Source organism: Pedobacter chitinilyticus (genome assembly GCF_003313385.1).
Lineage (GTDB): Bacteria > Bacteroidota > Bacteroidia > Sphingobacteriales > Sphingobacteriaceae > Pedobacter > Pedobacter chitinilyticus.
In genome coordinates this window covers 214535-227846 of sequence record NZ_QMHN01000001.1, presented here as the reverse complement: position 1 = coordinate 227846, position 13312 = coordinate 214535, and the positions used below count along the sequence as shown (strand labels likewise).

At 37.6% G+C, this 13312-nt stretch carries 12 protein-coding genes; 3 read left to right on the top strand and 9 right to left on the bottom strand.

The window, feature by feature from the left end:
• The 4 genes from DUT70_RS00905 to DUT70_RS00890 are packed head-to-tail and all read right to left on the bottom strand — an operon-like array spanning window position 1 to window position 2880.
• Complete coding sequence (locus DUT70_RS00905) at window positions 1-837, bottom strand: hypothetical protein (protein ID WP_113645425.1); 837 nt, start codon at window positions 835-837, stop codon at window positions 1-3.
• 30 nt (window positions 838-867) lie between these two features.
• Window positions 868-1473: a toxin-antitoxin system YwqK family antitoxin gene (locus tag DUT70_RS00900; protein ID WP_113645423.1), complete on the bottom strand. Its 606-nt coding sequence runs from the start codon at window positions 1471-1473 to the stop codon at window positions 868-870.
• Between the two features lies 1 nt (window position 1474).
• Entirely contained in the window at window positions 1475-1984 is a 510-nt protein-coding gene (locus tag DUT70_RS00895) for a hypothetical protein (RefSeq protein WP_113645422.1), read from the bottom strand.
• Window positions 1984-2880 carry a hypothetical protein gene (locus tag DUT70_RS00890; RefSeq protein ID WP_205529707.1) on the bottom strand — a complete coding sequence of 299 codons (897 nt, stop codon included), beginning with the start codon at window positions 2878-2880 and terminating at the stop codon, window positions 1984-1986. Before DUT70_RS00890 ends, DUT70_RS00895 begins: the two co-directional genes overlap by 1 nt.
• Before the next feature lie 1105 nt (window positions 2881-3985).
• On the opposite strand from DUT70_RS00890, the gene DUT70_RS00885 reads away from it, so the two are divergent.
• Both DUT70_RS00885 and DUT70_RS00880 read left to right on the top strand, forming a co-directional pair.
• Window positions 3986-7492: a hypothetical protein gene (locus DUT70_RS00885; RefSeq protein ID WP_113645418.1), complete on the top strand. Its 3507-nt coding sequence runs from the start codon at window positions 3986-3988 to the stop codon at window positions 7490-7492.
• 10 nt (window positions 7493-7502) lie between these two features.
• Window positions 7503-7853: a hypothetical protein gene (locus DUT70_RS00880; RefSeq protein WP_113645416.1), complete on the top strand. Its 351-nt coding sequence runs from the start codon at window positions 7503-7505 to the stop codon at window positions 7851-7853.
• Window positions 7854-8255: 402 nt separating this feature from the next.
• On the opposite strand, the gene DUT70_RS00875 is transcribed toward DUT70_RS00880, so the two are convergent.
• The 5 genes from DUT70_RS00875 to DUT70_RS00855 form a co-directional block, all read right to left on the bottom strand.
• Window positions 8256-8651: a hypothetical protein gene (locus DUT70_RS00875; RefSeq protein WP_113645415.1), complete on the bottom strand. Its 396-nt coding sequence runs from the start codon at window positions 8649-8651 to the stop codon at window positions 8256-8258.
• Between the two features lie 19 nt (window positions 8652-8670).
• The gene (locus DUT70_RS00870) at window positions 8671-9033 is read right to left on the bottom strand and encodes a hypothetical protein (RefSeq protein WP_128353266.1); all 363 of its coding nucleotides are present in this window, start codon (window positions 9031-9033) and stop codon (window positions 8671-8673) included.
• A gap of 648 nt (window positions 9034-9681) precedes the next feature.
• On the bottom strand, window positions 9682-10119 hold the full coding sequence (locus DUT70_RS00865; RefSeq protein ID WP_113645412.1) for a DUF1801 domain-containing protein: 438 nt from the start codon (window positions 10117-10119) through the stop codon (window positions 9682-9684).
• 42 nt (window positions 10120-10161) lie between these two features.
• Complete coding sequence (locus tag DUT70_RS00860; RefSeq protein WP_113645411.1) at window positions 10162-11016, bottom strand: alpha/beta fold hydrolase; 855 nt, start codon at window positions 11014-11016, stop codon at window positions 10162-10164.
• Window positions 11017-11076: 60 nt separating this feature from the next.
• Complete coding sequence (locus DUT70_RS00855; RefSeq protein WP_113645410.1) at window positions 11077-11655, bottom strand: Crp/Fnr family transcriptional regulator; 579 nt, start codon at window positions 11653-11655, stop codon at window positions 11077-11079.
• A 203-nt stretch (window positions 11656-11858) separates the two neighbouring features.
• Here DUT70_RS00855 and DUT70_RS00850 point away from each other — a divergent pair, with 203 nt between their 5' ends.
• A complete protein-coding gene (locus DUT70_RS00850; RefSeq protein ID WP_113645409.1) occupies window positions 11859-13307 on the top strand; it encodes a serine hydrolase domain-containing protein in 1449 nt (482 codons plus the stop codon).
• Window positions 13308-13312 lie beyond the last annotated feature (5 nt).

The window sequence follows — 13312 nt, the reverse complement described above, 5'->3', positions numbered from 1 at the left end:
TTATTGCCCTACCTTCTTTTTTAGCTCATTTATTTGCTTCTGTTGTTCTATCATCAAAAGTGTTAGCTCCTCTATTTTTTTTAACAACAGTTTGTTCATTTCACCTAAATGCACGCCTTCGGCTGCTATTTCTTTTGCACTTGGAATCTCTGGCAGTTTTTTGTGAGTTTTAATATAATTTTCTATTTCTTCTAAAGAAAGTTGCTTATATGCATCATCAAAAACATAGTCAGGCCAATTAACCGTTTCTACTTTAATTTCTCTAGCTCTTATCTTGCCATTTACAGATAATTTTTCTTGAGGAGTAGTGGTTCCTATACCTACATTACCGTTAGCATAAAAATCCGAAAGCACGACAAGTTCTTCCTTCAAGGAGATTGAAACACTATTTAACGGAGGTTCACCATAACTAAAATCTCTTTGAAACGAGCCCGTTGCCGACTGAAAAAACACAAATGAATATTCACCCGTATAGTTTGTAAGTAAACAATATACATCCCATACGTTTGTGCTTTTTTGTACAATTTTGACTTCGGAAACAATCTTTGACTGTCCTACGTTGTAAAATACGCCACTTCCATAAAAACCATTATTATTTGAAGAGCCATTACTGGTCCTAAAATAAATTTTACTTTGACCATTCTGCTGATAAACAGCATTGTAACCCGCTCCCGAAGAAATACTGATTTCTGCATTACTTCCCTGCTGAGGCAGTGTAAGCGTCCCAATCCGATACCAACCAAGTTGAGTACCAGTATTCCCTAAATTGGTCAATTGCGATTTAGCATTAATACTAATTGTTATAGCAAAAAGGAAAAATATTATTTTTATTTTCATAAGATTAATAGATTATTTTCACCCTTAGAATTACTTTCTTACGTTAGTTTCCTTTTTCTTCCAGAACTTCCACCAAGGTTTGCTATCGGTATCTTTTTGCACTGGAACCAGTACGCCATTTTTATATTTACTTACCGAAACACTATCGGCAGTGACATATTTACTCAGTTTGCCTTCCAATTTGCCATCCTTGTAAGTACCCTGCTCCTGCAACTGGCCCAAATCGTTGTATTTATAAAAACTACCATTGGCAATGCCTTCTACATAAGTGGTTCTCAGGGTTAATTTTCCTTGTTCATTCCACTCCTTCCACTCCCCATATTTTAAGCCCTTTTTAAACAAACCTTGCTGTTTAAGCTGCTTATTAAGATAATATACAGTGAAGATCCCATCTAACAATTTGCCGCTATAACCGCCTTGGGTGACTTGTATTTGTTTGCCACCCCACCAATAATAACTACGATTAGGTTTAATAGTACCCACCGATTTATCTGATGGAAGGGTATAAAACGAAAACTGATGGTCATCATTGGCAATATGGTGTTTATAAGGCGCCAAATCTGCCGATGAGCTTTGCGCTTTGGTTTGTAATGCAAGACTTAAAACAAAAAGAATAAGGTAATAGGTACGACGCATGTTATTTAATTTTGATGTTTTTCTTTTCTCCCTGATACTGTACACTCACCGAATCGCCAAGGTATTTCAATAGTTTTACCCCATGAGCACTTTGTCCTTCGGTTAACACGGCGGTATTTCCATTGACCGAAAGGATCACCATTTTTTGCCTACTGGTCGCGTTGTTCACATAACCTGTATATTGTATGTTTGACCAATTCACCTGCGGTTTCGACATCATGGGTCCTGGCATGGCTGGCCTAGGCATAGCTACGTTTTCAGGTTTACTGGCCACGGGTTTAGTCTCTACATAGGCCCCCACTTGCGAAAAGGGATCTCTATAATTAAGATCTAAATTTACCTGGTCTTGATGGTGATCAACCATTTTAAAGTAAGGCACTTTGGTGGTTGCGGCCACAGGGGTATCCAAATCTTCCTCACTCATGCTCACATACACCCTATAAAAAATCAGTCCCCAAACCGCAACTACGCCTGCAATTAGCAAATAAGTAATTGTTTTTCCTTTAGCCATTATTGGATGGTAAATGTGTAAAAACTGCTCCAATTCCCTTTATTCCCTGCCCGATCAATGGCCCTAACCCGCCACACCAAAGTTTCGCCACTGTTGCCCATGTTAAAAGAGTGGTTGGTGGTACTTAATAATTGCGGATAGGATGAATGATATAGCGTGGTCGAATCACTTTGATAAACGGCCACCTCATACTGCACCGCATCAGTAATAGCGCCCCAGCTTAAACCTACGGGTTTAGTTACCGCTGCTTTATTGGCAGGCGTACTTAGGTTCACCTGTGCTGGTGGTGTGGCATCAAAAGTAAGGGTTCTTACGGTTGACCATTTAGAATTTTGGGTAGCATTTTCGGCCCTCACTCGCATTTGGTAAACACCTTCTGAGGGTAAAGTGTATGAATAACTCAAATTATCAGTGGTTACATTCAAGATCAGGTTTTGCTCATTAGAGAAATTATTTTTATCCAACTGCAAACGATAGCCCGTTGCACCAAATAGTTTAAGCCATTCGTATTGGGTTAAAGCATTATTGGTGTATAGCTGATTTGCTGGCGCAGAAACCTGTACCGCCTGGTCGGTTAGCGCCGCTGGATGCACAATAAACGACTGCGTGACAAAAGGGGTTTGACTGCTGCCATTTTCGGCACGGATACGCCACTCATAATTTCCAGGATCAAGCGTGTAGGTAAACTTATCGGCCTTTACCAAAGTATCTAAGATCACCTTTTGAGTAGCATTAAACGATGGCGATACTACTTGCAAACGATATTTAAGCGCATCTGGATGGGTTTCCCACCAAAACGTAATCTGATAATAGCTCATCTCTGTTTTATCAGCAGGCGCCAAGGGATAAATCTTCTTGTTGCTTAACGAAGTTTCGATGAATTCTTTGCAAGACACCAGCGTGAAGGCTATTAAAAGAAGGAAATATAGTGGTTTTGGCTTCATATATTCGGTAAACATAGGTTAATTTAAATTACAGCGTTCATTAAGTTCAAATGTAGCAAATGAAAAAAAATTAGCAGCATATTCTCCCATTTTCATATCGCCGTTGGATGAACTAACAGCGGCAGTAACTTGAGAAACTGACGATGGGGAAGCGAGCGAAAAACAATCCATTGAAGCGTAAATTTAAACTATCATTGAGCTTTTCTAAGTTAGGGACAATCACGTATAACGGCAAATATATTTTCGATTTGGCAATTATCCGTCTAGTGATCGATCAACTTTCGGCAGTACTACGGTAGCCGTTCGTACCAGCGTCGTACCAACTTCGTACTTGACTCGGTAAATGCTCCCCTTTTGTTCGGCCATTACCCGAGCGTTCACCGAAGCCCCACCGAACACTCACCGAAGAACCACCGAACAAAACCCCGTTTTCACCGAACAACCACCGAACAACCACCGAAGAACTACCGAACAACAGCCGATGCTTTCCCGAACTTGGTACGACGCAAATACGACTCAGGTACGATGAAACTTCGATACCCAGCCAAGCACCGCTATTTTTAACTTTTGGTTGATGTAGTCATCCATCACTGGCTGAAATCAAATATAAACCAGCTGTTTTTGAGGCAACTAACGATTAAATTTTCAAGTTTGATCACAGAAATTTATTTTTTTTTGTAAATTATAGATACGCCTACTTCATCTCTACAAAATCCAAAACGCCGTAAAACTCCGTAGAAGTGCGTACAAGTCCGTATAAGTCCGTGCATATTGTACTACTCCTAGTGGTTTTCTATAGTGCAGCTGTACTTTAACTACATACTTACCACAGGTTGAATATATTTTCGATTTAGATAATACTTCCTCGTTTTAAAAAACAGTACGTATTTCTAATTAACGCACTTATAAAAACGATAAGGTTTTGATTTTTTATCAGGATAATTTAATTTAGGAAAAAATATCGCTTATGCTCTCAATACTTTTTCATCAAACCCTATCAAAAGCCCATAATACCTCCATTCCTGCCCACCACTAAACAATTTAGATCAAATTACTCATGAGAACTAACGCGCTCAAATTCTGCTTATTATTACTATTTTTATCATTTACACAAATTGCTTCGGCACAATATGAAACTGCCAAAAATGGCAACTTTAACGTAGTCAGAACATCGGTCACCCCTTCGCCTGAAATGGCTCTTTATCAAAGATATGGAGATGTTCCTGTAGATTATAGTACAGGAATAGCTAACATCTCTGTTCCTATTACAGAAATTAAACTTAAAGACTTTTCATGGCCTGTAAGCCTCAGTTATCATGGCGGAGGTAATAAAGTGAGTGAATTTGCTTCAGTTGTAGGGCTAGGTTGGGTGCTTAATGCTAGCGGCTATATTACCAATTCGAGTACGGACGGAACGGGCTGGGGCGCGGAAATTATGCGAACCTATAATCTTGCTAAAAGATATAATCCCTACTATGGAAATTGCGATGTTATTTATGAGAATGAACTGGATGTAATCGCTGCAGGATTGGATATCTCTCAGAAATCACTATTTAGGCCTATTGTTAACTATGTTAACACGCCTTTAATGAATTTAAAATTTCTTTTTAGGGACACCTCCTATGTTACTGCTCCGATTAGCAATTACAAAATTGTCACCAATTCAACATCAACTATCATTACAGACCCCAGCGGCAATAGATATTTTTTTCAACCAGTAGGTGGTAAAACTACCTATACGAGTTGCCAAATTACTAGCACTACTTCTAATGCTTCTGTAGGCCTAAGCAAGATTTTGACATACAAAGGCGATAGCATTTTATTTAATTACGACACTGTAAACTACACTTATACCGATCTTAACTATGAAACTAAGCAACGCGTAAATACCTTAGATTGCCAACGCTGTCAACAAGATGTTATCCCCGACAACAAAAATTGCCCTGTAAATAATATTGCTTACGAACTTATACTTACCAGTATTACAGCTTCAAATGGACAAAAAGTGAGTTTTCATTACGGAAACCGAAGCGACCATCCTGTGAATAAAAAGCTAGAAACGATATTGGTTCAAGAACTTTCGGATGGACTCTATGTGAATAAAGCCTGGTATACTTTAGGCCAATCTTATTTTGGTACATCAAGCGATGATAATTTAAGATTGAAATTGGATAACGTTAAAAATATCATTAATAGTCATAATCAAGAGGTGTATGGTTTCGATTATTTTACCAGCAGTGTTTTACCTAACCGTTTATCAAAATCGATAGACCTAGCAGGCTTTTACAATGGAATAAGTAGCAATACTACCTTAATTCCTAGCCTATCTGATAGAAGATCCTTTTTATATTACACCATGGCTGGTGCATTAACAAAAATTAACTATCCCACTGGCGGTAGTTCTACTTTTACATATGATTTAAGCACTTGGGGTGGTTTGAGAATCAAGGAAATTACGGATTATACTTCGAGCAATACAATTGCCAGAAAAAAAAATTATGACTACGGGATCACTGGCGTACATATAAATTATGATTTTACCAGTAATGACAATCAATACTTTTTTGGGCATGGTAATTCCGGAATGGTTTCCAGCACACTACCGCTTTATTCACTAGAGCTTATTACCTGCACAGTGTTTACTGAGCAAACCACAGCGGTTACCAATTTTTTGGATGCTTGGACGGAGCCTTCAAAATTTTATGCTAAAGTAACCGAATACGCGATAGACTATACCAACGACATACAAGGAGAAGCGGGCAAGACGATTTATAAGTATAATGATTACTTGCATTTTGATTTAAAGGCCCGCCAAGCTTCTTTGATTTCCCTTAGCCCTAAGCTCACAGAAAAAGAGGTATACAAAGGGTTGGCTAATGAACTAATTCATAAAGAAGAAAATTTTTATTCTGTAGCAGATGACTATTTCCCTGTACCTGATTTCTGGGGAAAACCTAAAAATTCAAGGGATGAACGCTTTTGGATTAAAAGATTAGAGCTCTTAAGAGACGAGATGACCCATTCGTTATCTGCTGATCTGGAAATCCCAGGCTACAGATGTTACGGAAAAGAATTTCTACAACATGACTATTGGCTAGATATACCTGTAATTTATTTGGATAAACAAATTGTAAGGACATATGAAGGAGGACAAGAAATAACTAATGAAAAAAATTACACTTATGATAAATTAAATGGAGAAATAGAACCTAACCAGATTACCAGTACTACTAGCGACGACGATACCATTAATGAACAAATACGCTATACCACTTCTAACCTTACTGGTATTACGTATAATATGGCTGAGAGCAATGCAAATAATAAGTTATTGCACCAAAACATCATCACACCATTATGGAGAAAGACTTCCAAAGGAGCTACTGAAGTGCAAACAAGCCAGATTTACTACAATATCTTTTACAATAAAGCTTTTCCTGTTAAAGAAAAAATAGGTTTTGGTGGAGCAGAAACAAAAGAAGCACAAGTGACAAAATATGATGGTAAAGGCAACGCAATAGAAATTTTAAGCCAAAATTTAAAAACAACAGCTTATCGTTTTAGTAATAAAAGCGAAATTACCGCAGAATTTGTTAATAGCAGTTATGATGAAACGGCTTACGCCTCTTTTGACAATGGAGGCGAAAATGGTATATCATATACTCAATCGGCTGTTTCAATGGATGAAGCTTATAGTGGCAAATCTAGCTATAAACTGAACATGGGGGCTATTTCCAAACACAATTTGATTGCAGGAAAACGCTATTCAATCAGTCTATTCATTAAATCTGGTACCATCACCATTAGTGGCGCAACAGCTGGAACGGCACAAATGACGACCTTGTCCAACGGTTGGAATTTATATCAAAATTATTTTACCCCCTTGTCATCTAGCGTAGAGATTAGTGGTTCAGCATTTATAGACGATATCAAAATACATCCTGAAAATGCGCAATCAACTACATTTGTTTACACTAATTTTTACGAACAGTTAGCTGCCAAAGCTGATACGCGTTCGAACACTACCTTTTTCGATTATCAACCCGATGGAAAATTATGGTCTGTAAAAGATCACCTAGGTAATATCGTTAAACAATACTGCTACAATTTAGCTGGTCAAACAGTTGATTGTAATATAAAACCAACCATTGCATTACCAAACTATTATGCTAGAATTTCCATATCAAATATTTATACAGAATATCCCAACGGTCCATTTAGTCCTGCCTTTACCACTTTTGCTGATGTGACCTTAGAGCTATTTACAGATGCCGAAGCCACTATTCCCTACATTACTCCCGTAAGTAGAACTGTTGCTTATGAAGAAACCTTACTCTCCGACCTTGGCTACGGCCCCGTAAGCAGCAGTTACATTTTTAACAGAACAATACCTGCTGGTACTTCAAGTGTGATGCTTGGCAGATATGCGATAGATAGAGTTTATGAAGAAACAGATCCTTTTAATCCTTGGATGAGTACTATATATTCAACCAACTTATCTTACCAAGTAGTGAGCATCCCAAATGTAAACTATATTCCATTAGCTACATCTACTCCATTATAATAACATAGAAATGCAAAAGACACATTTAATCATCATTGTTATTTTTTTAATCTCGCTTACCTCATATGCACAACATGAAGCGGGACAAAAAACAAATATTGCAACCCTACTTCGGTTAACTAAACAACAACAAGCTACATTTAAAAAGATCATTCAAGAACATCGCGATAGTGTATTGAAAATATCAAAAACAACTTCAATTAATTATCTTGAGCGAAGAGAATTATTATTAAAATTATCCTTATCGAGAACAAAACGTATAGACAGTTTATTGAGCCCTGAACAAAGGATTAAGCTTAAAGAGTATTACTCAGCTGCTGCAAAAAAAGCGACTCCATTACCACAAAAAGAAAACAAATAAATTTTAAGCTTTTTATCTAAATAAAACTCTTCCAAATCAGTCATCCTCTCTTTTACGCAGGTCTTAGTGCCCAGAAATGAGCCTTACCCTGACTTGGGCTTTGGGATCGGAAAAAGTGTTTTTAACTTTTTGTTGCTATGATCACCCACCACTGACTGAAATCAAATAAAAACTAGCTGATTTTAAGAAAACTAACATAATAAAATAAACAAGGTCATTTAACTGAACCCTGTTATTTTTAAGGCTACGATATTCTAAGGTGTCTCTTCGTTGATAAGGTTTTTGGAATTTAACTTTTGGTTGGTGTTATCACCAACCAAGAATTTAAAGTATTAAGATTTGCATTTTCCACAACTTGCCCGTTAGTATTAATTTTAGTCTATTCATTTTTTGATGATTCATTCAAATCCCCAACTTTTTTCTAACTTCCTTCCTATAAGTATCCCTGTAATCTAAAACCAGCGTATCTCCTTTCATTTTAAATATACGCAGCTGAAAAGAGTTACTGTCTTTTGCTAATGAATCGCCCTTTTCCAAATAGCGCTCCCAGTTGCTAAAAATCGGATACTTATAACCAGTGGACAGTTCGGCGTACTTAATACCATGATTGAAAGTTTCAACATATTGCGTATCTATTTTACCGTGAAAATGTTCAGATAAATCATCTTCCATTATCAATTCTGCGGTAGATTTTCCAGTAACAATATTATAAATCACAAACAAAAACATCAAAATTACTGGTCCTACAAAAATACAGAACAAGATCGTCTTATCTATTTTCCTTAAATCGTCCACCATATCAAAATCAATGTTTCTTTCACGGCTTAAACTCTAAAATATATAATTCATCTTTTTGGGAAGATCGCACCAGATACAACCTGTCCTTCTCTTTTCCCTTGACGGTATAAACCACACCATTCAGTTTAACGCTATCATCATTCAGCTTACGATATGCCAAAGTATCTCTTAGCCCATAATATTTTTGAAATTTTTGGGCATGGATAATGTTCTTTTCCGAAAACTCCAAATAGCCCAAGGGCTTCCATATCGAAAACTTGATGAGCTTGCTGCTTTCGTCATAGTCCTCTATCCAATTCACGAAATACTTCTTACCCTTAAAATTGATGAGGCTATCCGTACCTATTCCATTATAGACTGGATGAACTATATGGGCTGTCATTTTTTTAACCACCCGAGATGGAGTTTGCTGAAAGCAGCAATAGCCCATCAGCAACATACCTATAAAGAGAAGCTTTAACATGATGTCGAAAAATAAGCATTTTACCATTAAAAACTAGAAAACGAAGCTCATTTCTCAACAATCCATCTATATGATCTAAATAAAAAAACATTTCTCCCATGCGATAAAAGGGTGACATCAAAATGTATAGTAGAAAACAGTTTACTTGTTTTATCAGTAAGAACTTAGTTATCAAGAAACCTCCAACTTATTGAAAATCAAATTGAAGGCACCTACAAACCCCTTTATCGAGCTATCGAAAAATGAAGTCGGCATTTCACCATCAGGTCAGTTATCCAAAAGAAGGATTATCGGATCTTCCTCCATGCAAAAAAACGCTCTTAAACCTATCTTATTTAATTGCTATGTGTCTATGTGGTTAATTTAGGCTACAAACACATAGAAACATAGGGCATTTTCCTTTGATTTTGGAACCCTCAAAGGAAAAAGTCGACTTTAGAAAATAAAGAGGATTTGCTAGGGGCTCAGGATAATAAAATTCAAAAAAATATCCCCAGATCGTGTTAAAGGTATTGAATTTACTATGTGCCTATGTGGTTAATTTAGGCTACAAACACATCCCAAACATTACCCTTTGATTTTAGAAATGGTTTGAGCCATAACTTTGGTAGGCTTATCCATATCCTTAATGGCAAAATCAATCGCTTCCTGTATCAAACCCTGCACTTTAGAATTACGATAATCCTTGGGTTCCTTCACATCAATATGCCTAATTAAATTTCCCGTTCCTGTAAGCAACTGGTGTGGATCTTTCAGCAAAGTGCCTTTATTAAAACCAAGGTTCATATGGTTAGTATAAATGGGAAGCATGCAAAAAGCATCCGACAGTTTATCAGAAATAGAAAAAACAGCGGTCAGCGCATGCGTATGATATAACAACTCATTACTTTGCGGGTAAAGCTCTAAAATAAATGCCCTTAAATCGGCAAAAAGGCCAATGAGCTGTTTTTCCTTAAAGCCCAACAAACGTTCAAAATCTGGGTGAATAGGTCTTAGAGTCGACATGCACTATTTTTTTTAACAAGCACTTAGGCTAAGTTAGCAATACTATCTCCTTTTCAGAAAATTACGATCCAAAAAATCAAAAACTTGGTCAAAATGCTTGGTGGGCTCGGTATGCGAACCTTGGTAAACAATATGTTGATAAGGATATTTAAACAGATGCGTTTTTAATCTGGCCACCATCTTCTCGCCCATTTGAACCGCTGGAATCATCTCATCCTTATCCGCCGAAAGCAATAGCACTGCACCGTGAATACGTTCTACCTTAATCAAAGCCTTTTGTTCCGCAATGCTATCCTGCATCATGGCCGTGAAAGTACCGCGTAAATCTCTTTTCATTAAAAAGGGCACCGCCTGATCGTTTACGGGAATAAAAGGAAGCTCCCTTCCTTTAAAAGTCCAGCAAGAGCTCGTGAAATGCTGTGTATGTCCAGGGAAAACCGCATGGCTAGCCGACATGGCCACTACCGCATCAATATCAGGATAATAACTCCCTAACAATAAAGCCAAATCGGCCCCACGAGAACCACCTATTACAGCGATTTGATTGCTATCTACTTTTTGATGTTTTTTAGCGGCAGCAATGGCCTGATAAACTTCATCAATAGCGATTTGATCTAATATTTTCGGTGTCCCTTGACATCCAAAATAACCAATCGCTAAAAAAGCATAACCTTTAGCTAAAAATTGTTTCCGCGTTTGCTTCCAGTAATCGCTGGTCCAAGCGTTACCACCTTCTGAGCCACCCAAACCTACCACTAAAGGCTGTTTAGCTTGTTTATTGCTATATAAAATTGCTTCTACGTTTTTTACCGTCAAAGTATCTTGCGAAAATACGACAGCAGGTAGTAGAAAGAAAAATAGTGCTAGGCTAAGTTGTTTTGCTTTTTTCAAGTCCATCTTTTTTTTAATCAAAAGTGGAGATTATTTACATAAATGCTTTTGATGTAAATCAAAAAGTTATCTCTCGCCCCTAATTCTGCTTAAGGTCTCTTGCGTGATACCCAAATAAGAAGCCACCATCCCCAAGGGAATACGGTGATGGATATCGTGATAAGTTTGCAGAAAATGAGCATATTTTTCCTTTGCGCTGGTAAATCTTAACGAAGTGATGCGCTCCATCAGATGGCCAAACACAGTTCCCATCGACAATCGGGCATAACGTTCCATTTCTGGAAAATTTTCAAACAAATAAACCAAATCGTTTACCTGCAAGCAAAAAGCTTCGGTAGGCTCAATGGCATCAATATAATAAACGTCTTTTTGCCTGGTGATAAAGCTTTTGGGCGAGTTGCTCCATTCATTTTCTGCTGGGAAGTATTCGCTAATTTCTTTGCCATCCTTAATAAAATAAGCCCTGAACAAGCCTTTTTGTATAAAATAAGATTTCGTACACACCTTTTCAGCATCATGTACCATTTCCCCTTTTTTAAAAGAAACAAAACTTGCACGCTCATCCAAAGCAGCTTTTAAGGTGTCGCTCAATTTGATGTACTTTTCAAAATGCTGGAATAAAAGGACTTTGGGTTCGGTAGTCATTGGATTAATTAAGGCTTGTGGTGTTTAAACAAATATAACAATCACAGAAAAGCATCCGAATTTAATTTCAGCTTCGTGTCTCGCAATAACGTTACTATTCACGTCTTTGCGAGGTACGAAGCAATCTTCATCACGCTTATTTAACATAAATATTGGTATCTTAGAAACATTATAGGTAGTGCTTTACACACAAACTAGATACCATGAAAAAGTCCTTGCAATTGCTCCTCTTTTTATCAATTATTGCTAATACAGCCATGGCGCAACTCCCTTCAAAAGAGATCAAGGCCATGATCAAAACAGCTGTAGATAGTAAAAGAAGCAAGAGCATCATTATCGGCATCATCGATTCCAATGGCAGGAGAATCTTTAGCGAAGGGATAATCAGTGACAATGACCCAAGGTTACCAGACAGCAATACGATCTATGAAATTGGTTCCATTACCAAGGTTTTCACTTCCTTAATTTTGGCAGACATGAGCCTGAAGCAACAACTTTCTCTTCAAGACCCTATCTCCAAATTCCTACCAAAATCGGTTAAAACTCCAAACACTAAAGGCAAGGAAATTTCTTTACTGGATTTGTCCATCCATACTTCTACTTTTCCCCGCTTTCCTTATAATGTAGATCCAAAAAACTTGGATGACCCTTATGGCGATTATACCGCCAAACGTTTGTTTGAGTACGTTTCCGCTTATCAACCAGATATCGAAATTGGTTCCAGCTGGCGTTATTCAAATACTGCCTATGGATTACTGGGCTACATCTTAACGACGGCATCAAAAGCTAAAAATTACGAAGAGCTCATTAAAGAACAAATTTGCAAACCCTTGGGCATGCAAAGTACCATCATTACCTTAACTCCTTCATTATTAAAAAATACAGCTATTGGGCATTCTGAATACGGTAAACCAGCTCCTCCCCTTAATCTTTCATCGATAGATGGCGCGGGCGCATTCCGTTCCAACATGAAAGATATGCTTACCTTTGCTGCTGCAAACCTGGGGCTTATCCAAAGTAATTTTTTACCTGCCATGCAACTTACCCATGCCAAACACATCAAAAAGGAAAGCAATGGCCCCGACTATGCCACCATGGGCTGGACCTTATGGGAAAAAGATGGAAGAAATCTTATTTTTAAAGATGGTGGCACTCCTGGTTTTCGCACTTTTATTGGGATAGATGCCAAGAACAAATTTGGTGTCGTAGTACTGTCCAGTTCCAACAATGGGGTAACAGATATTGGCAAACATATACTAGAACCAACATCGCCCATTAATACTTATCGCTATAGCTGGGCACTGTTAGACACCCTAAGGGAAACGGTAAAAAGCAAAGGAACAGACACAGCGATACAACTTTACAAAGCACTTAAAGCTACTAACGCTCCGTATTCGTTTGATGAGAACCAATTAAACAATTTGGGGCAAGAACTTAGAAGAAGTAAACAAATTAACGACGCCATTAAGATATTTGAATTGAACCAAGCTGAATACCCAAACACGACATTGGTATACGAAAGCCTTGGTGAAATTTATAAGCGATACCAAAAAGACAAAAAGAAAGCTTTAGCTTATTTTGAAAAAGCGGCACAACTAGAACCTTTCAACCTGCATTGGAATTTCATTGTTAATAAACTGAAAGAAAATTAAAAATC